Raw genomic sequence first — 19,292 nt, 5'->3', positions numbered from 1 at the left:
CCGACCCTCTCGACCCCCCGGGTCTGCTTTCCACGCCCCGAAGGACAGTACTTGCAGCCCGAAGAAGACTGAGAGTGCCGAATAATCAACGTTCCACCCTTGAGCAACCAGCATCGAACATTCGCCGATGTACTGGCCTCTGACCAGGTTCCCGAAGGTTCCTGGTAAGAAATGCTCCTTAGAAAGGAGGTGATCCAGCCGCACCTTCCGGTACGGCTACCTTGTTACGACTTCGTCCCAATCGCCAGTCCCACCTTCGACAGCTCCCTCCCCACAAGGGGGTTGGGCCACCGGCTTCGGGTGTTACCGACTTTCGTGACGTGACGGGCGGTGTGTACAAGGCCCGGGAACGTATTCACCGCAGCAATGCTGATCTGCGATTACTAGCAACTCCGACTTCATGGGGTCGAGTTGCAGACCCCAATCCGAACTGAGACAGGCTTTTTGAGATTCGCTCCACCTTGCGGTATCGCAGCTCATTGTACCTGCCATTGTAGCACGTGTGCAGCCCAAGACATAAGGGGCATGATGACTTGACGTCGTCCCCACCTTCCTCCGAGTTGACCCCGGCAGTCTCCTGTGAGTCCCCATCACCCCGAAGGGCATGCTGGCAACACAGAACAAGGGTTGCGCTCGTTGCGGGACTTAACCCAACATCTCACGACACGAGCTGACGACAGCCATGCACCACCTGTCACCCGACCACAAGGGGGGCCGTATCTCTACGGCTTTCCGGGCGATGTCAAGCCTTGGTAAGGTTCTTCGCGTTGCGTCGAATTAAGCCACATGCTCCGCTGCTTGTGCGGGCCCCCGTCAATTCCTTTGAGTTTTAGCCTTGCGGCCGTACTCCCCAGGCGGGGAACTTAATGCGTTAGCTGCGGCACCGACGACGTGGAATGTCGCCAACACCTAGTTCCCACCGTTTACGGCGTGGACTACCAGGGTATCTAATCCTGTTCGCTCCCCACGCTTTCGCTCCTCAGCGTCAGTAATGGCCCAGAGATCCGCCTTCGCCACCGGTGTTCCTCCTGATATCTGCGCATTTCACCGCTACACCAGGAATTCCGATCTCCCCTACCACACTCTAGTCTGCCCGTATCGAATGCAGACCCGGGGTTAAGCCCCGGGCTTTCACATCCGACGCGACAGACCGCCTACGAGCTCTTTACGCCCAATAATTCCGGACAACGCTTGCGCCCTACGTATTACCGCGGCTGCTGGCACGTAGTTAGCCGGCGCTTCTTCTGCAGGTACCGTCACTTTCGCTTCTTCCCTGCTGAAAGAGGTTTACAACCCGAAGGCCGTCATCCCTCACGCGGCGTCGCTGCATCAGGCTTTCGCCCATTGTGCAATATTCCCCACTGCTGCCTCCCGTAGGAGTCTGGGCCGTGTCTCAGTCCCAGTGTGGCCGGTCGCCCTCTCAGGCCGGCTACCCGTCGTCGCCTTGGTGAGCTTCTACCTCACCAACAAGCTGATAGGCCGCGGGCTCATCCTTCACCGCCGGAGCTTTCAACCCCCACCCATGCGAGTAGAAGTATCATCCGGTATTAGACCCCGTTTCCAGGGCTTGTCCCAGAGTGAAGGGCAGATTGCCCACGTGTTACTCACCCGTTCGCCACTAATCCACCCCGAAGGGCTTCATCGTTCGACTTGCATGTGTTAAGCACGCCGCCAGCGTTCGTCCTGAGCCAGGATCAAACTCTCCGTGAATGTCTGCCGGTAATCCGGCGAAACACCAAAAAGAGCGGAACCATCGACCGGAATAAGATCGATGATTCACAGCGTCCTCGCTGATGCGCCTACCGTGCTTGCGCCCGGCAGGACTTTTTCAAAGGAACCTCGTCCCGACCGAACGGCCGGAGACGGGGTATCAACATATCTGGCGTTGATTTTTGGCACGCTGTTGAGTTCTCAAGGAACGGACGCTTCCTTTGTACTCACCCTCTCGGGCTTTCCTCCGGGCGCTTCCCTTCGGTCTTGCTGTTTTACTGTTGTGCTTGTCTCGCTGTCTTGCGTTTCCGACTCTATCAGACCGTTTCCGGTTCCGATTTCCTCGGTGCTTTCCAGGTTTTCGCTTTCGCGTTTCCCTTTCCGGCGATTTCGACTCTACCAGACCCTTTCAGGCCGTGATTCCCAGTCGGTGGGATTTGCCTATTGGCCTTGCGGCCTTTCGACATTCACTACGTTAACCGATCCCCTCGGCAACTCATAATCGAGTTCCGCGAGTTCGAATTCAGGCATGCGGACATGCTGAACGGACCCTCGCTGAGAGGAAGTCGTAGGTAGTGGGTTGGCCGCTTCCGGCTGCTGGCTGAACGCAGTACCCGGGTCAAGCGGCTCGGACTACATTACGTAGCGCCCAGGAGCGAGTCAAGTTCGGCGGCGGCGAGGGGTGTGGGCCCGATAAGGGCTCACCGTCGGGTCGTTGGTGATCCAGAAGCGCCACGGGTGGACGCCTCCGTCGCCGGCGACTCCGGTACGCGGACCGCTGAGTACCTGGTCGGAGGTCACCGGGGTGCCGTGCAGGAGGCTCAGCGGTGAACTCTCCGAGGCGCATGCGTCCGTACCGTCGAGGGATCTGTCGACCCCCAGGGCCGTGGCCAGACGGGCCGGGCCTTTGGCCAGTTCTCGGTCGTGTCGGGCCGAAAGTCGACGTTTGCGGGCGACTTCGATGCCTTCGGTGATCTCCCCCGCGCGGAGCAGGATCCCGCTCGCCGTGCCCTCGGGGCCACAGACCAGGTTCATGCAGTGCCACATGCCGTAGGTGAAGTAGACGTACACGTGTCCGGGCGGGCCGAACATCACGGCATTGCGGGCGGTGGGGCCGCGATAGGCGTGCGAGCCGGGGTCGTTCGGGCCGTCGTAGGCCTCGACCTCGGTGATGCGCAGCTCGATCGGATCGGTCCGGCCGTCCGGGTCCGTGCGCACGAGCACGCGCCCGAGGAGGTCGGGGGCCACTTCGAGTACGGGTCGATCGAAGAAGGTCCGGGCGAGGGGCGTACGGTCAGGGGCCGCGATCATGGAATCCGAGCGTAGTCCACATGTGTGACTGCCTGCGGGGTGGTCAGGGAGCGCCCGTCTTGCCAGGGTGAGGGCGCGGAACCGGACCCGGCTGGATCGCGTATGTATGGATCAAGGATCCGATCCGGACCCAACAACAACGGGGCGTTGCCCGAAAGAGGAGAAGACGATGGGGTTCAAGCGGCTGCTTGCGAGTCTGGGGGCCGGTGGGGCTTCGGTCGAGACGGAGCTCACCGAGGTCAACGTCGTTCCCGGTGGTGTCGTCCAGGGTGAGGTGCGGATCCAGGGCGGATCCGTGAACCAGGCGATCGAGGGACTGTCGGTCGGGCTGCAGGCCAAGGTCGAGGTCGAGGGTCACGACGACCAGGAGTACAAGCAGAACATCGAGTTCGCGAAGCTCCAGCTCGGTGGTGCCTTCGAGCTGCAGGCGAACGGCGTGCACGCGGTGCCGTTCGGTCTGGAGATCCCGTGGGAGACGCCGATCACGAACATCGCCGGTCAGTCGCTGCGCGGCATGAACATCGGTGTGACCACGGAGCTGGCCATCGCGCGCGCGGTGGACTCCGGTGACCTGGACCCGATCAACGTGCACCCCCTGCCGGCGCAGCAGGCGCTGCTGGACGCCTTCATCCAGCTCGGCTTCCGCTTCAAGAGCGCGGACCTGGAGAAGGGGCACATCCGCGGTACGCGGCAGAAGCTGCCGTTCTACCAGGAGATCGAGTTCTTCCCGCCGCAGCAGTACCGCGGTCTGAACCAGGTCGAGCTGACCTTCGTCGCGGACGACCGCGAGATGGACGTCGTCCTGGAGATGGACAAGAAGCCGGGTCTGTTCAGTGAGGGCAGCGACTCCTTCCGTTCCTTCCAGGTGGGTCTGAACGACTTCCAGGGGACGGACTGGACGGCGTACCTCAACCAGTGGCTGTCCGAGGTGGGCAGTCGCCGCAACTGGTTCTAGGCTTTCAGGCTCGGGGGCGAGAGTTTCCAAGGAGCAGGAACCGATCAGGAGGTGCCGAGGTGACGGAGTCCAAGAGGCCGCCGCTTCCCCACGACTTCCATCCCGTCGTGCCGTCGTTCACCGTCACGAGTGAGGACGTCGAGGCGGGTGCGACGCTGAAGGACGCTCAGGTCCACGCGGCCGGGAACACCTCGCCGCAGCTCCGCTGGGAGGGCTTCCCGGCGGAGACCGGCAGTTTCGCCGTGACGTGCTTCGATCCGGACGCTCCCACGGGGAGCGGCTTCTGGCACTGGGTCGTGTTCGACATTCCGGTCTCGGTGACGGAACTGCCGGCAGGCGCGGGCACGGGGAAGTTCGAGGGGCTGCCCGATGGGGCGGTCCAGGTGCGCAACGACTACGGGTCGAAGGACTTCGGGGGCGCGGCGCCTCCGGCGGGTGATCCGGCGCACCGGTACGTGTTCACCGTGTACGCGGTGGACCAGCAGAAGCTCGGTCCGGACTCGGACACCTCACCGGCCGCGGTCGGCTTCAACCTCCGGTTCCACACGCTCGCGAGGGCGCAGCTCGTCGCCGAGTACGCGGCTCCCGCGGAGAGCTGACCTTTCACTGAGTGTTTTGCCCGCCTCTGGTCTTGGAATTGATCAGGGGCGGGCATTTTTATTGCGTTGTCCATCTCGGCATGCCCGGCCAGAGTTGATCCACGCCCGCCAGGTGGTGGGCCGGTGCACATGGGAGGTGGGCTGGATGCGTGACACGCTGGTGCTGAATGCGAGCTTCGAGCCGCTGTCGACGGTGACGTTGAACAGAGCCGTCGTTCTGGTGCTGCAGGACAAGGCAGTCGTCGAGCAGGCCCACCCCGAACTGCGCATGCGCGGAGCCGCGCTGGACATACCGGCGCCCCGGGTGATCAGGCTCTGCCGTTATGTGCGGGTGCCCTTCCGAAGACAAGCACCGTGGTCGCGGCGGGGTGTGCTGGTCCGTGACCGGCACAAGTGCGCGTACTGCGGTCGGCGTGCGACCACGGTGGACCACGTGGTGCCGCGGGCGCAGGGGGGTCAGGACTCGTGGCTGAACACGGTCGCGTCCTGCGCGGAGGACAATCACCGGAAGGCTGCTCGGACGCCTGATCAGGCGGGGATGCCGTTGTTGCGGCGGCCGTTCGAGCCGACGCCTGCCGATGCGATGTTGCTTGCGCTGGGGCGGGACGATCTTGAGGCTTTGCCTGAGTGGCTTGCGCAGCCGGCGTAGTCGCTCCGCCGGGTTGCGTTGTCGGGTGCGGGTGCGTTGTGGCTGGCCGCGCCGTTCCCCGCGCCCCTGAAGACAAAGGACTGCGCCGTTCCCCGCGCCCCTGGGCAGTCAGCCCCTCCGGCACTTGAGGCGTGGGGGTTCGGGGGCGGAGCCATCGAGTACGGGGTGGGCAGCGGAAGGGGCCCGCCTCCTGGGAGGTGAGCCCCTCTTTTGTGGCGAGTGTCGTCGTCAGTCCACTGACGGCTTTTCTCGGCGTTCCGTGGGGGCGTTGCCTCCCTGGCCCTGGCCCTGGCCGCCGCCCCCGCCCATGCCGCCCATCGGGCCGAAGTTGCCCATGGCGCCGCTCAGACCCTTGAGCGCGTCACCGATCTCGCTGGGCACGATCCAGAGCTTGTTGGCGTCGCCTTCGGCGATCTTCGGAAGCATCTGGAGGTACTGGTAGGCGAGGAGCTTCTGGTCCGCGTCACCGGCGTGGATGGACTCGAAGACCGTACGGATCGCCTGGGCCTCACCCTCGGCGCGCAGCGCGGCGGCGCGGGCCTCACCTTCGGCCCGGAGGATCGCGGACTGCTTCTCACCCTCGGCGGTGAGGATCTGCGACTGGCGGATACCTTCCGCGGTGAGGATCGCGGCGCGCTTGTCACGGTCGGCGCGCATCTGCTTCTCCATCGAGTCCTGGATGGAGGTGGGCGGCTCGATCGCCTTGAGCTCGACGCGGTTGACGCGGATGCCCCACTTGCCGGTGGCCTCGTCGAGGACACCGCGCAGGGCCGCGTTGATCTCCTCTCGGGAGGTCAGGGTCCGCTCCAGGTCCATGCCACCGATGATGTTGCGGAGCGTGGTGACGGTGAGCTGCTCGATCGCCTGGATGTAGCTGGCGACCTCGTAGGTCGCGGCGCGGGCGTCGGTCACCTGGTAGTAGATGACGGTGTCGATGTTCACGACCAGGTTGTCCTGGGTGATCACCGGCTGGGGCGGGAACGGCACGACCTGTTCACGGAGGTCGATGCGGTTGCGGATCGAGTCGATGAACGGGACGACGATGTTGAGGCCCGCGTTGAGGGTCCGCGTGTAGCGGCCGAAGCGCTCGACGATCGCGGCGCTGGCCTGGGGAATGACTTGGATGGTCTTGATCAACGCGATGAAGACCAACACCACCAGAATGATCAGGACGATGATGATCGGTTCCATCGTGGCTCCCCGTACCCTTCTCCGCCTCGGTGCTTCCGGAAAATCTCGTGACTGCCGAAAATCTTGCGACTGCCGAAGATCTCGTAGCTGTCGAAGATCTTGCTGGACGAGTGTGTCAGACCACAACTCGCCACGTGTGACGTTCCGTTCACTGGACGCCTCGGGAGGTCACACAACGATCGCCGTGGCTCCCTCGATCTCGACCACATCCACCTCTTGGCCTATGTCGTAGGCCCGTGAGGTGTCGAGTGAGCGTGCGGACCAGATCTCGCCCGCGAGCTTGATCCGGCCTCCCGAACCGTCCACTCTCTCCAGGACGACGGCCTGTTTGCCCTTCAACGCGTCGATGCCCGTGGCCAGTTGGGGCCGCTGGGCGCGATGTCGGGCCGCGACGGGGCGTACCACCGCGATGAGCGCCACCGAGACGGCGGCGAAGACCACGACCTGGAGGACCACACCGCCTCCGAGGCTCGCGGTCACGGCGCCCGCGACGGCGCCGACGGCGAGCATTCCGAACTCCGGCATCGCGGTCACGACCAACGGGATTCCGAGCCCGGCCGCGCCGATCAGCCACCACACCCATGCATCGATGTCGTCCACATGGTCATGGTAGGTCCGCAGGTCCCGTCCCCGACAGGGCGCCGATCCTGTTGGGACGAGTGTTTCCGGTTGTCAGGACAGGTTTGTCGGGACAGGCCTGTCGGGACGGGGTCAGGACAGCGGGAGGCCCTGGGCGGTCCAGCGGTCGCCGGACTGGCTGACGACGAGCGGGAGGCCGAAGCACAACGAGAGGTTGCGCGAGGTGAGTTCCAGTTCCAGGGGCCCGGCCGCAAGGACCTTGCCCTGGCGGATCATCAGGACGTGGGTGAAGCCCGGAGCGATCTCCTCGACATGGTGCGTGACCATGATCATGGAGGGGGCGATCGGGTCGCGGGCGAGGCGGCCGAGACGGCGTACGAGGTCCTCGCGGCCGCCGAGGTCGAGACCGGCGGCGGGCTCGTCGAGGAGCAGCAGCTCGGGGTCGGTCATCAGCGCGCGGGCGATGAGGGTGCGCTTGCGCTCGCCCTCGGAGAGGGTGCCGAACCTGCGGTCGACGAAGTCGGTCATGCCGAGGCGGTCGAGGAAGGCGCGGGCGCGCTGCTCGTCGACGTCCTCGTAGTCCTCGTGCCAGCCGGCCGTCATGCCGTACGCGGCGGTCAGCACCGTCTGCAGGACCGTCTGGCGCTTGGGGAGCTTCTCGGCCATGGCGATGCCGGCCACGCCGATGCGCGGGCGCAGCTCGAAGACGTCGACCTTGCCGAGGGTCTCGCCGAGGATGGTGGCGGTGCCCTGGCTGGGGAAGAGGTAGCTGGAGGCGAGGTTGAGGAGGGTCGTTTTCCCGGCGCCGTTGGGTCCGAGGATGACCCAGCGCTCGCCTTCCTTGACCGACCAGGAGACCTGGTCCACCAGAGCCCGGCCCTCTCGGACCACGGATACGTCCTCAAGCTCCAGAACATCGCTCATGAGCGCGCTGTCTCCCATTGCAGTCTCGGCCGTCGCTGACGTCTGTGGACGCAGCCCCCAGGGAAAACCTACGCCACCGGTCGACCCGTCCAATCCATCGGCCGGTCCTTAAGCCGTTCCCTAAAGTGGGAGGCATGCTTTCGGAACCACGTTCAGGACGACTGGCCGCATGGGGAAATGCCCTGTTGGCCGGATTTGTTTCACCGGACGAGGCGGTCGTCGCCATCGTCGGTGAGGACGCCGTGCACCGGGTCGAGGGGATACCCGGCGAGACCGCGCCCGTCGGACTCTCGCTCGCCCTGGGGCGGCTGCGCGCCCTCGGGGCGACCGGTCTGCGGGTCGCGCTGCCCGCGCCCGGGCATCCGCTCGGGCTGAGCGGTCCGCCGGACTTCAACGCGCGCGCCCTGGAGGCCGAGGAGGCGGTGGTCTGTCACGGGGTCGCTCTGGGGCTCGTGCCCGAGGTGTACGAGGCCGGTCCCGACGGTGATGTGCATGTGGAGGTCCTCTGGCACTGTCTGCCCGTGCGTGAGGCGCCGCCCGCCGATGTGCCGTCCCTCGGTGAGGCGGAGCGAGAGCTCGCGGAGGCTTTGAGGGACGCGACGGAGATGCTGTCGCGGCTCGACGTGGCGGGTTCGGGTCCGGTCGCCGAGGCGGCGATCGACGCGTACCGGGCACGGGCCGAGCGGGCGGGCGAAGTGCTCGCTCCCGGCTATCCCCCGAGGGCGGTGCGGGTGCTGGCACTGTCGCGGCGGGTGGGGCTGCTCGTCTCGGTGGCGTCCGGCAACGGGCACGGCGGGGCGGTGAGCGCCTCGGAGATGGCCGCGCGCTCCGAGGCCCTGCGTCCGGTCGAACGCACGGCCAGGCGGGCTCAGGTGGCCGCGTACAACGCGTTCGTGGAGGAGCGGGAGCGCGGGGTGCGCTGAAGACCGCGGCAGCCGCCGAGGGCCGCGGCAGAGGTCGCGTCAAAGGCAAGGGCCCCGCGGACCGTGTGGTCCGCGGGGCCCTCGGCCTGTCAGGACGTCAGTCGTTGACGGCCTCGTTGCCGAAGGTCGGGTTCAGGAGCCCGATCACGTTGATGCTGTCCCCGACGACGTTGACGGGGACGTGGATCGGGGCCTGGACCGCGTTGCCCGAGGCGACGCCCGGGGACTTCACGGCAGCGCCGTCGGCATCCGAGTCAGCGACAGCGGCACCGGCCGAGGCACCCGCTGCGATACCGACGACGGTGACGGCCAGGGCGGCCTTCTTGGCGATGTTCATGAAAAGCGTTCCTCCTGCGATTGCGTATCCGGCCCTGCCGCGGGCCGTAGCCTGAGCAACGCCCGAGTGGCCCGGACGGCACGGCGGGCGAGCGCGTTCTGCCCGTTCGGGCCAGTGGTCCGACCAGCCGAAAAACGGACCGGCCTCCCAGGCGAACCTGGAAGGCCGGTGGTCGCTTCGACCCGGGGCGTACGTCAGCCGTTGAAGCCGTCGTTGCCGAACGCCGGGTTCAGGATGCCGATGACGTTCACGGTGTTGCCGACCGCGTTCACGGGGATGGCGACCGGGACCTGGACGAGGTTGCCCGAGGCGACACCCGGCGAGCCCACGGCCTGGCCGCCCGCGTGCGCACCGTCGGTGGCGGAGGCGAAACCGGCACCGGCGGCAACGAGGCCACCGGCCACCATCGTGACGGCAGCGGCCTTCTTCAGGTTCTTCACTTCTGAGCCCTCTCCTTGTGAACCACTGCGGCAAAGCGCCGCAGCACGCACTGGAGAACGGCGGAGATCGCAGAAGGATGCGCCATCCGGGGGACATTCCCACGACGGTATGAATCTCAGCCCGGAGGGAGACCTTCCGTATTGCCGTCCCGGAGGCCGGCCGTTCCACGGATCAGCAGGTCATCAGCCGGTCACACCGTGGCGTACGGCCCACAGCGCGGCCTGGGTGCGGTCGGAGAGGTCGAGTTTCATCAGAATGTTCGATACATGCGTCTTGACGGTCTTCTCGGAGAGGACGAGGGCGCGGGCTATCTCGCGGTTGGAGCGGCCGTCGGCGATCAGGCCGAGTACCTCGCGCTCCCGCTCGGTGAGCGAACCGCCTCTCCCCTGGCCGTAGTTGGTCCCCTCCTGGGACAGCAGCACGTCGGCCACCTCGGGCTGGAGCAGGATGTGCCCGGCGTGGACCGAGCGGATGGCTCCGGCCAGGGCGTCCGGGTCGACGTCCTTGTAGACATAGCCCGCGGCGCCCGCGCGCAGGGCCGGGATCACCGTGCGCTGCTCGGTGAAGCTGGTGACGATGAGCACGCGCGCGGGGTTGTCGAGTTCGCGGAGCCTGCGCAGGGCCTCCACGCCGTCCATGACCGGCATCTTGACGTCCATGAGGACGACGTCGGGCTTCAACTCCTCGGCGCGGGCGACTCCTTCGGCGCCGTCGGACGCCTCCCCCACGACCTCGATGTCGTCCTGCACTTCGAGGAAGGTGCGCAGCCCCCGGCGGACCACCTGGTGGTCGTCGACGAGCAGCACCTTGATGGCGTCAGGCACCAGGGACCTCCATCTCGATCGTGGTGCCCTTTCCGGGCGCCGATTCCACGGTGAGCGCGCCACCGACGCCGTTGCTCCGGTCGCGCATGGAGACCAGGCCGAGGTGGCGTCCCGCGCGGCGCGTGGCCTTGGGCTCGAAGCCGCTGCCGTCGTCCGTGACGCGCAGGACGGCTCCCGCGCCGCGCTTCTCCACGGTGACGTCGACGCGGGCCGCTCCCGAGTGCCGCAGCGCGTTGTGCAGCGCCTCCTGGGCTACCCGCAGCATGGCCTCCTCCTGAGCGGCGGGCAGCGCGCGGACGCCGCAGCTGTCGAAGGTCACGCGCGCGGAGTGGGCCCGGTCGAGGACCTGGATCTGGGTGCGCAACGTGGCGACCAGGCCGTCCTCGTCGAGGGCGGCGGGGCGCAACTCGACGACGGCGGCGCGCAGTTCGTCGGCGGCCTCCGCGGCCAGGGCGGCCACCTGCTGGAGTTCGCCCTTGGCGCGGCCCGGGTCGCGGTCCACCAGGGCCGCGGCGGCCTGGGCGGTGAGGCGCAGCGAGAACAGCTTCTGGCTGACGGCGTCGTGCAGTTCGTGGGCGAGGCGGGAACGCTCCTCGGCGATGGTGAGTTCGCGGCTGCGCTCGTACAGGCGGGCGTTCGTCAGGGCGATCGCGGCGTGCTGGGCGAGGATCCCCAGCAGTTCCTCGTCGTCCTCGGTGAAGCCGCAACCGCCTTCAGGCTTGACGCAGTTCTTGTTCGCGAGGAAGAGGGCGCCGATGACCTCGTCGCCGTCCCTGATGGGCAGGCCCAGGAAGTCGGACATGTCGGGGTGGGCGGACGGCCAGCCCTCGAAGCGCGGGTCCTTGCGCACGTCGGTGAGGCGCTCCGGGCGGGCCTCGTGCAGCATCGCGGCGAGGATGCCGTGCTGGCGCGGGAGCGGGCCGATGGCCTTCCACTGGGCGTCGCTGACCCCGTCGACGACGAACTGGGCGAAGCCCCCGTGGTCGTCGGGGACCCCCAGGGCCGCGTACTGCGCGTCGAGCAGTTCGCGCGCCGAGGCGACGATCGTCTTGAGGACGTCGCGCACCTCCAGGTGCCTGCTCATGGCCAGCAGCGCGGTGCTCACCGCGAGGAGGCCCGACCGGGGTCCATGACTCATGACCTCACGGTACCGGCGGGGTGTGACAGCGCGTATCCGCCCGGTGGTGCCCCTGATCCGGTCCTCTCGACCTAGGCCGAAGGGCCCCCGCGCACTGCGGCCCGCGCATGAGGCGGCGAGGGTCTTCGGCTTCCTACGTTGAGGACAGCCGCCCGGAGCGGCGGCTGTGGACGAGGGGACGGATCATGCCGGTAGCGATCATCACGGGGGCTTCGAAGGGGCTGGGGCGCGCGCTCGCCGGGGCTCTGGCGGAGCGGGGCTGGGGTCTGGTGCTCGACGCCAGAACGGCACAGCCCCTCCAGGAGACGGCGGATGCCCTCAGTAGGTACGGAAGGCAGGTGCGCGCACTGCCCGGGGATGTCACGGACGGCGTGCACCGTGCCGCTCTGGTGACGGCGGCCCGGGAGCTCGGTGGCGTCGATCTCCTGGTGAACAACGCGAGCGCGCTGGGCGCCGAACCGCTCGTACGCCTTGAGGCGCTGGCCCTGGACGGGCTGCGGCGGGCGCTGGAGGTGAATGTGGTCGCGGCGCTCGGGCTGGTCCAGGAGGCGCTGCCGCTGTTGCGGGAGTCGTCGGCGGGCGCGGTGATCGCCGTCAGCTCGGACGCGGCGGCGGAGGCGTACGAGACCTGGGGCGGTTACGGGGCCTCGAAGGCGGCGCTCGACCATGTCTCGGCGGTCCTCGGGGAGGAGGAGCCCGGGCTGCGGGTCTGGGCGGTCGACCCGGGTGACATGGGCACGGACCTGTACGCGGCGGCCGTCCCGGACGACGACGCTGCGCGGCCCGACCCGGCGACTGTCGTGCCGGCCTTCCTGAGGCTGCTCGACAAACGTCCGGCGAGCGGGCGCTACGGGGCCCCGGCGCTGCTGGGCCGGCGATGACGACCGCCATGGGGGTGCCCCCGCTCGACGGCGGCCGGGCAAGGAGGTGGGTGCTCCCGGAGGAGCTGTCGGCCCGTGTACCGGCCGAACAGCGGGGTCCGGGCCGGGACCGCGACTCCGTCCGCCTGCTCGTCTCACACGGGACTCAGGTGTCCCACCACGCGTTCGTGGAGCTGCCGGACCGGCTGCGGGCCGGCGACCTGCTCGTCGTGAACACCTCGGTGACGCTCGCGGCCGCCGTGGACGGCAGGGCCGGGCACGCGCGCGTGGTCGTGCATTTCTCCACGCGGGGCGACGACGGGCGCTGGGCGGTGGAGCTGCGCGAGCCCGACGGAAGGGGCACCACGCGCGCACGCGGGGGCGGGCCCGCGGGGACGGAGGTGCGGCTGCCGGGGAACGTACGGCTCGTACTGGAGGAGCCGCTCACCGGGCGGAGCGCGCGCCTGTGGTGGGGGCGGGTGTCCGATCCCGACGTGCCGGGGCTGCTGCGGCGGCACGGGAGGCCCATCCGCTACTCCTACACGGACCGGGACCAGCCGCTGTCCGCGTACCGGACCGTGTTCGCGCTGCCGTCCGCCGACGGGTCGGGAAGCGCGGAGATGCCCAGCGCGGCGCGCCCCTTCACGGCCCGGCTGGTGGCGGAGCTGGTGAGCCGGGGTGTGCAGTTCGCGCCCGTCGTCCTGCACACGGGAGTCGCCTCGGCCGAGGCGCACGAGCCGCCGTACCCGGAGCGCTTCGCGGTGCCGGAGACCTCGGCGCGGCTGATCAACGCGGCGAAGGCCGGTGACGGCCGGGTCATCGGGGTCGGCACCACGGCCGTGCGCGCCGTGGAGTCGGCGGCGGGCCCCGACGGGGTGGTGCGTGCCTCGCGGGGCTGGACCGGTCTGGTGGTGACCCCGGAGCGCGGGGTGCGGGTCGTCGACGGGCTGCTGACCGGGCTGCACGAGCCCCAGGCCTCGCATCTGCTGATGCTGGAGGCGATCGCCGGGAGGGAGGCCGTCGACCGTGGGTACGAGGAGGCGCTGCGCGGGCGCTATCTGTGGCACGAGTTCGGCGACACACACCTCATCCTCCCGGAGGAGAACCCTCACACAGAGGATTGCCCCAGCAACTGCCGGTGAGTTCACACCGTCGCCGGTGTGACCCCGCACATAGGGCGCACATCACGTACGAAGGGGCATAGGAGACAACCGGACTCCTGGTGAGCGGGGCAGACGTATTGGTCTGTCCCGATTTGCCCTTTAGGGGTCAACTACCTGGGGTCGTACGTCACACCTTTGCCATCGAAAATTCCGGCCGCTAACAATGGCTGCCGTCGCTCGATGTCGAAGGTGCTTACCCACGGCGTCAGATCCGGAAACACTTTTTGTCCCCAGCGGATCGAGAGCGGCCTCCGCGCTATTCGAAGAGGTCCTCCAGCCATGCCCAAGCAGCACAGCATTCCTGGTCGCATCCCCGCCATGACCAAGGTCCACAAGCTCTCGTTCGCCGGTGTCGCCACGCTCGGCGCCGCCGCCCTCGCGTTCTCTCTCGCTCCCGCCGACACGCAGGCGAGCGCCGACTCGGTCTCCGCCGCCCCGGCCGCCTTCTCGTCGCAGGAGCTCAAGGTGAAGACCGTCGGTCTCAGCGGGCAGCTGGCCGACGCGCAGGCCGCCGCCGCGAAGAAGAAGACCGCCGACGCCGCCGACGCGAAGAAGGCCGCCGAGGCAGCCGCGGCGAAGAAGGCAGCGGACGCCCGCAAGGCGAAGGAGGCCGCGAGCCGGTCCACAAAGCGCGCCGCGGTCAAGCCGGTCGCCGCGAAGACCTACGCGAACAACCTCGACGGCTGGATACGCCAGTCGCTGGACATCATGAAGAAGCACGGCATCCCGGGCACGTACGACGGTCTGCACCGCAACATCATCCGGGAGTCCTCGGGCAACCCGAACGCCATCAACGGCTGGGACATCAACGCCATCAACGGCGTCCCGTCGATCGGTCTGCTGCAGGTCATCAAGCCGACCTTCGACGCCTACCACGTCGCCGGCACCGTCCACAGCCAGTACAACCCGGTCGCCAACATCACCGCCGCCGCCAACTACGCGGCCGACCGGTACGGCTCGATCGACAACGTCAACAGCGCGTACTGAGGTCTGCGCGGACCTCTGCCCCGTACGCAAGAGGGCGGCACCCCGGGTGGGGTGCCGCCCTTCGCGCGTTCTCGCGTGACCGGGGCCGGATACGCGGGTGCTACTTGCGCATGACCTCCGGCTCGTGGCGGCGCAGGAAGCGGGCCACCATGAAGGCGCAGACCGCCGCGAGGGCGAACAGGGCCGTCATGTCCAGGACCCAGGTCAGCGCCGTGTGATCCCACAGGGGATCGGTCTCGGCCGTGTTGTGCGGGTTGATCTTGTTGAAGTCGAGCGTGGAGCCCGCGGCACCGACCGCCCAGCGCGACGGCATCAGATACGAGAACTGGTTGACGCCGATGGCACCGTTCAGCGGGAACAGGCAGCCGGTGAAGACGACCTGGATGATCGCGAACATCACCAGCAGCGGCATGGTCTTCTCGGCGGTCTTCACCAGCGAGGAGATGACCAGGCCGAACATCATCGAGGTGAAGCCGAGCGCCATGATCGGCAGGGAGAGTTCCAGCGCGACCGCGCCGCCGAGGATCAGGCCCTCGTCGGGGATCGTCCGGCTCATGAAGCCGATCGCGCCGACCAGCGCGCCCTGGAACATGGTGATGACGCCGAGAACGATCACCTTGGACATCAGGTACGCGGAGCGCGACAGACCGGTCGCGCGCTCACGCTCGTAGATGACCCGTTCCTTGATCAGCTCACGGACCGAGTTCGCGGCGCCCGCGAAACAGGCGCCGACCGCGAGGATCAGCAGCACCGTCGCGGCCGTGCTGTTCGGCACGGGCAGGCCGTTCGGCTGCAGCTTCTCGTTCACCAGCAGCGTCTTGTCCGGCTCGATGAGCAGGCTGACCGCGCCGAGGACCGCAGGCAGGATCACCGTAAGGGCCAGGAAGCCCTTGTCGGACGCGATGACCGAGACGTACCGCCGGACCAGAGTGCTCAGCTGGGAGACCCAGCCCTGGGGCTTCGGCGGGCGCATCGCCTGCGGCGGCGGCATGTGTACGGACTGCGGCGCGACCGCGTCGATGTCCGCGGCGTACATCTGGTAGTGCTGCGAGCCCTTCCAGCGGCCCGCCCAGTCGTAGTCGCGGTAGTTCTCGAAGGCGGAGAAGACGTCGGCCCATGTGTCGTAGCCGAAGAAGTTCAGGGCCTCCTCGGGAGGTCCGAAATAGGCCACGGATCCGCCGGGCGCCATGACCAGAAGTTTGTCGCAGATGGCCAGTTCGGCCACCGAGTGCGTGACGACGAGGACCGTACGGCCGTCGTCGGCGAGACCGCGCAGCAACTGCATGACATCGCGGTCCATACCCGGGTCGAGGCCGGAGGTCGGCTCGTCCAGGAAGATCAGCGACGGCTTGGTGAGCAGCTCCAGGGCCACCGAGACGCGCTTGCGCTGGCCACCGGAGAGGGAGGTGACCTTCTTCTCCTTGTGGATGTCGAGCTTGAGCTCGCGCAGCACCTCGTCGATCCGGGAGTCGCGCTCCTGGGTCGTGGTGTCCGCGGGGAAGCGCAGCTTGGCCGCGTACTTGAGGGCCTTCTTGACGGTCAGTTCCTTGTGCAGGATGTCGTCCTGCGGGACCAGACCGATGCGCTGGCGCAGCTCCGCGAACTGCTTGTAGAGATTTCTGTTGTCGTAGAGGACGTCACCCTCGTTGGCGGGGCGGTAGCCCGTGAGCGCCTTCAGGAGGGTCGACTTGCCCGAGCCGGAGGGGCCGATCACCGCGATGAGCGACTTCTCCGGTACGCCGAAGGAGACGTCCTTGAGGATCTGCTTGCCGCCGTCGACCGTGACGGTCAGGTGGCGGGCCGAGAAGGAGACCTCACCGGTGTCGACGAACTCTTCCAGGCGGTCGCCCACCATGCGGAACGTCGAGTGGCCGACGCCGACGATGTCGTTCGGGCCGAGCAGCGCGGAGCCGCCCTTGGCGATCGGCATACCGTTGACGAACGTGCCGTTGTGCGAGCCGAGGTCGCGGATCTCGGCCCGCCCGTCGGGCGTCGCGTGGAACTCGGCGTGGTGGCGCGAGACCTGCAGGTCGGACACGACCAGCTCGTTCTCCAGCGCACGGCCGATACGCATCACGCGGCCGAGCGACATCTGGTGGAACGTGGTCGGGCTGCGGTCCCCGTAGACCGGGGGCGCCCCCGCGCCGCCTCCGGCGCCCTGCTGCTGCGGGATGTGCCCGCCCCCCTGCTTCGACTGCTGCCAGCTCTGCTCCGGCGCCTGCGGCTGCGGAGTCTGCTGGGCCCAGCCGGCCGCGGGTGCGCCCTGAGCGGCGTACGGCTGCTGCTGGGGCTGCGCCTGCGGTGCGCCGGCCGCGGCGCCCGTCAGGCTCAGGCGCGGTCCGTCGGTCGCGTTGCCGAGGTGCACGGCCGAGCCGGGGCCGATCTCCATCTGATGGATCCGCTGCCCCTGCACGAATGTGCCGTTGGTGCTGCCGTGGTCCTCGATGACCCAACTGCGGCCGCCCCAGCTGATCGTGGCGTGACGCCAGGACACCCTGGCGTCTTCGAGCACGATGTCACCCTGCGGATCACGTCCGAGGGTGTATGGCCTGGACGCGTCGAGCGTCCAGGTACGTCCGTTCAATTCCAGTACGAGTTCCGGCACTCCATGCCCCACTGTGTTGTCCCCCGATGTACCCCCAACACAGGGAGTCTAGGGATGTCGAACATCGTGGGGAACTATTTCAGTAGGAGGCCCCTGACCGAAAGTCGGGCCTCCCGAAGACCGTGTACGGGCGCCTTGTCCGTTTCCGTTGACGGGGTTGAAACCGGACCGGAGAGTGGTAATCCCACGCGAGGGGGACACCGCGGCGGAGGTGTCGCGGGCGGGAGTCGGGGGGCTGATGATGAGCGACGGGTCCGTGGGACACGGCAGGCGCGTACCGGTGGGAAATGTGCTGCTGTCCTCGATCGCCGCTGTGAGCTGGGCGTTGATAGGCATGGTGGGCGTGGCCGCGCTCGGGCTGCATCTGCTCGGCGCCGACGAGACGGCCTCGCTCGGGCCGATGACCGCGGCCCTCGTGGCACTCGGGGCGGGTGGTTCGGTGACACCCTCGGGCGACATGTCGGCGTTCGGGCTGGAAGGCGCGCAGGCCGACACCGCCCTCCAGATCACGCCACTCGGGGTGAGCCTGGTGGGCGCGCTGCTGCTGTCCTGGTTCTTCCTGCGCTCCCTTCGCGCGGCTGGTGCGGTGGTCTCGCCCGCCGAGCTGACGGCGCGGGCGGCCACGGTGGCCGCGCTCTTCGTGGCGATGCTGGGGGGTCTCGCCTGGGCGGGACACGACATCATCACGATCGACGGGGGTTCGCTCGGGCTCGACAAGCTGCCCGGCGGCGGGGTGCCCGACGACGTGGAGGTGCCAGGGCTCGGCAACATCGGCGGCCTGCTGCCGGACCGGCTCGGAGACCTCGCGGACGCGAACGCCAAGGTGGGCTTCACCGTCGACACCGTGCCGACGCTCCTCGGCGGTCTCGGCTGGGTGCTCGGCGTCCTGCTGATCGCGCTGCTGGCCTCGCGCAGGACCCCGCTGCCGGGCGGCTGGACGGCCGTGCACCGGCTGGTGCGGCCCGCGGTGTCCGCGCTGGTCACGGTGTTGCTGGTGGCGGTCCTGGCGGGGTTCGCGGCGGCCGCGTACGCGGCGATCGGCGACGACAACCCGAAACGGATCGCCGGCGCCGCGCTGCTCGGGGCGCCCAACGGGGTGTGGCTCGGCATCCCGATCGGGCTCCTCGTGCCGTGGGACGGGAAGGCGACGGGTCCCTTCCTCCAGTTCCTGCCGGACCCCATGGACGACCTCCTGAAGTTCTCGGACAAGCCCGTCACGCTGGGCAGGCTGGCCGAACTGGACGGCCGGGTCTGGCTGCTGGGCATCGCGGCGGCCCTGATGATGCTGTTCGCGGGCGTCCTGACCGCGGCACGCACTCCGTTCGTACGGGAGCGGGGCGTCCTCGGTTTCGCGGGGCGCTGCGCGCTGCGGCTGGCGGTCGTGACCGCGCTGGTGCTGCCGTTGCTGGTCTGGCTGACCGAGGTGTCCGTGGACGCCTCGCTGTCCGTGCTCGGCATCGACGCGTTCGACTCCGGGATCGAGCTGCGCGGGCAGCCCGGCATGGCCCTGCTGCTCGGCGCGCTGTGGGGCGCGGGCGCGGGGGCGGTGGGCGCGCTGCTCGCGTGCGCCTCGGGCGCGGCGGGCCGGCAGGCGGCGCCGCTGGCACGGGGTGACGTGGACGTGGGCACCCCGGAAGCCGCCACTCCGTACGCGGAGGTGGCCGGGGGGACGGCCGGGGAGGTCGGCCCCTACCACCCCGGAACGCCGTTCCGGCCGACCAACCCGGAGACGAACCCCTATCTGCGGCTGCCCGACGAGTTACGGGAGTCCGGCCCCGGGCAGCGCTCCGGCCCCCGGCCCCCCGGTGCGCAGCCCCGTGACCCCGGCGGGCAGGCACGGCCTCCCGGCGGGCAGCCGGGGTCCGGCGGGCAGGCTCCCGGTGGTGGGCAGCCGCCGGGCGCGCGTCCGCCCGACGACGTGTACGGGGCGCAGACGATGGCCGGGCCCTTCCCGCCGACGCCTCGGCCGGGACCTCCCGGGCCCCGGCGCCGGCCCCGGTCGCAGGACGGGCCGCCGACCCCGCCGGACGAGCTGCCACCCCCGCCCCCGCCGCGCAAACCGGGCGGCCGGCGCTGACCGGGGCCGGAGGACGGGC

Annotated in this window: 17 protein-coding genes and 1 rRNA gene; 8 read left to right on the top strand and 10 right to left on the bottom strand. The window is 68.5% G+C overall.

Annotated elements, in window-relative coordinates; translation table 11 throughout:
* Positions 1-182: 182 nt before the first annotated feature.
* Both OHS59_RS34290 and OHS59_RS34285 read right to left on the bottom strand, forming a co-directional pair.
* A 16S ribosomal RNA gene (locus tag OHS59_RS34290) occupies positions 183-1,710 on the bottom strand.
* A 660-nt stretch (positions 1,711-2,370) separates the two neighbouring features.
* Positions 2,371-3,021 (bottom strand): DNA-3-methyladenine glycosylase, encoded by a 651-nt coding sequence (locus tag OHS59_RS34285; RefSeq protein WP_328497226.1) that lies wholly within the window; start codon positions 3,019-3,021, stop codon positions 2,371-2,373.
* A 169-nt stretch (positions 3,022-3,190) separates the two neighbouring features.
* Between OHS59_RS34285 and OHS59_RS34280 the strand changes: the two genes are divergently transcribed.
* From OHS59_RS34280 to OHS59_RS34270, 3 genes are all read left to right on the top strand, one after another.
* A complete protein-coding gene (locus OHS59_RS34280) occupies positions 3,191-3,976 on the top strand; it encodes a sporulation protein (RefSeq protein ID WP_328497225.1) in 786 nt (261 codons plus the stop codon).
* Between the two features lie 59 nt (positions 3,977-4,035).
* Entirely contained in the window at positions 4,036-4,575 is a 540-nt protein-coding gene (locus OHS59_RS34275; protein WP_328497224.1) for a YbhB/YbcL family Raf kinase inhibitor-like protein, read from the top strand.
* A gap of 145 nt (positions 4,576-4,720) precedes the next feature.
* Complete coding sequence (locus OHS59_RS34270) at positions 4,721-5,224, top strand: HNH endonuclease (RefSeq protein WP_107017795.1); 504 nt, start codon at positions 4,721-4,723, stop codon at positions 5,222-5,224.
* 228 nt (positions 5,225-5,452) lie between these two features.
* On the opposite strand, the gene OHS59_RS34265 is transcribed toward OHS59_RS34270, so the two are convergent.
* The 3 genes from OHS59_RS34265 to OHS59_RS34255 all read right to left on the bottom strand — a co-directional run bounded on the left by OHS59_RS34265 (position 5,453) and on the right by OHS59_RS34255 (position 7,918).
* On the bottom strand, positions 5,453-6,415 hold the full coding sequence (locus tag OHS59_RS34265) for an SPFH domain-containing protein (protein WP_328497223.1): 963 nt from the start codon (positions 6,413-6,415) through the stop codon (positions 5,453-5,455).
* A gap of 168 nt (positions 6,416-6,583) precedes the next feature.
* Entirely contained in the window at positions 6,584-7,015 is a 432-nt protein-coding gene (locus OHS59_RS34260; protein WP_328497222.1) for an NfeD family protein, read from the bottom strand.
* 111 nt (positions 7,016-7,126) lie between these two features.
* The gene (locus OHS59_RS34255) at positions 7,127-7,918 is read right to left on the bottom strand and encodes an ABC transporter ATP-binding protein (protein WP_328497221.1); all 792 of its coding nucleotides are present in this window, start codon (positions 7,916-7,918) and stop codon (positions 7,127-7,129) included.
* Between the two features lie 134 nt (positions 7,919-8,052).
* Here OHS59_RS34255 and OHS59_RS34250 point away from each other — a divergent pair, with 134 nt between their 5' ends.
* Entirely contained in the window at positions 8,053-8,841 is a 789-nt protein-coding gene (locus tag OHS59_RS34250) for a hypothetical protein (protein ID WP_328497220.1), read from the top strand.
* Positions 8,842-8,938: 97 nt separating this feature from the next.
* On the opposite strand, the gene OHS59_RS34245 is transcribed toward OHS59_RS34250, so the two are convergent.
* From OHS59_RS34245 to OHS59_RS34230, 4 genes are all read right to left on the bottom strand, one after another.
* Entirely contained in the window at positions 8,939-9,178 is a 240-nt protein-coding gene (locus tag OHS59_RS34245) for a chaplin (RefSeq protein WP_107017791.1), read from the bottom strand.
* Between the two features lie 194 nt (positions 9,179-9,372).
* Positions 9,373-9,618, bottom strand: a complete 246-nt coding sequence (gene chpE / locus OHS59_RS34240; RefSeq protein WP_328497219.1) for a chaplin ChpE — start codon at positions 9,616-9,618, stop codon at positions 9,373-9,375.
* A 183-nt stretch (positions 9,619-9,801) separates the two neighbouring features.
* Complete coding sequence (locus OHS59_RS34235) at positions 9,802-10,443, bottom strand: response regulator transcription factor (RefSeq protein ID WP_328497218.1); 642 nt, start codon at positions 10,441-10,443, stop codon at positions 9,802-9,804.
* Entirely contained in the window at positions 10,436-11,581 is a 1,146-nt protein-coding gene (locus tag OHS59_RS34230; protein WP_328497217.1) for a GAF domain-containing sensor histidine kinase, read from the bottom strand. Before OHS59_RS34230 ends, OHS59_RS34235 begins: the two co-directional genes overlap by 8 nt.
* Before the next feature lie 185 nt (positions 11,582-11,766).
* Between OHS59_RS34230 and OHS59_RS34225 the strand changes: the two genes are divergently transcribed.
* From OHS59_RS34225 to OHS59_RS34215, 3 genes are all read left to right on the top strand, one after another.
* Positions 11,767-12,462, top strand: a complete 696-nt coding sequence (locus OHS59_RS34225) for an SDR family NAD(P)-dependent oxidoreductase (RefSeq protein WP_328497216.1) — start codon at positions 11,767-11,769, stop codon at positions 12,460-12,462.
* Entirely contained in the window at positions 12,459-13,583 is a 1,125-nt protein-coding gene (locus OHS59_RS34220; RefSeq protein ID WP_328497215.1) for an S-adenosylmethionine:tRNA ribosyltransferase-isomerase, read from the top strand. Before OHS59_RS34225 ends, OHS59_RS34220 begins: the two co-directional genes overlap by 4 nt.
* A 300-nt stretch (positions 13,584-13,883) precedes the next feature.
* Complete coding sequence (locus tag OHS59_RS34215) at positions 13,884-14,591, top strand: transglycosylase SLT domain-containing protein (protein ID WP_328497214.1); 708 nt, start codon at positions 13,884-13,886, stop codon at positions 14,589-14,591.
* A gap of 100 nt (positions 14,592-14,691) precedes the next feature.
* Here OHS59_RS34215 and OHS59_RS34210 read toward each other — a convergent pair whose 3' ends face one another.
* Positions 14,692-17,196 carry an ABC transporter ATP-binding protein/permease gene (locus OHS59_RS34210; RefSeq protein ID WP_328497213.1) on the bottom strand — a complete coding sequence of 835 codons (2,505 nt, stop codon included), beginning with the start codon at positions 17,194-17,196 and terminating at the stop codon, positions 14,692-14,694.
* Between the two features lie 238 nt (positions 17,197-17,434).
* Here OHS59_RS34210 and OHS59_RS34205 point away from each other — a divergent pair, with 238 nt between their 5' ends.
* Complete coding sequence (locus tag OHS59_RS34205; RefSeq protein WP_328497212.1) at positions 17,435-19,273, top strand: streptophobe family protein; 1,839 nt, start codon at positions 17,435-17,437, stop codon at positions 19,271-19,273.
* Positions 19,274-19,292 lie beyond the last annotated feature (19 nt).

This window comes from Streptomyces sp. NBC_00414, assembly GCF_036038375.1.
Taxonomy (GTDB): Bacteria; Actinomycetota; Actinomycetes; order Streptomycetales; family Streptomycetaceae; genus Streptomyces.
This window is presented reverse-complemented; position numbering and strand designations above follow the sequence as displayed.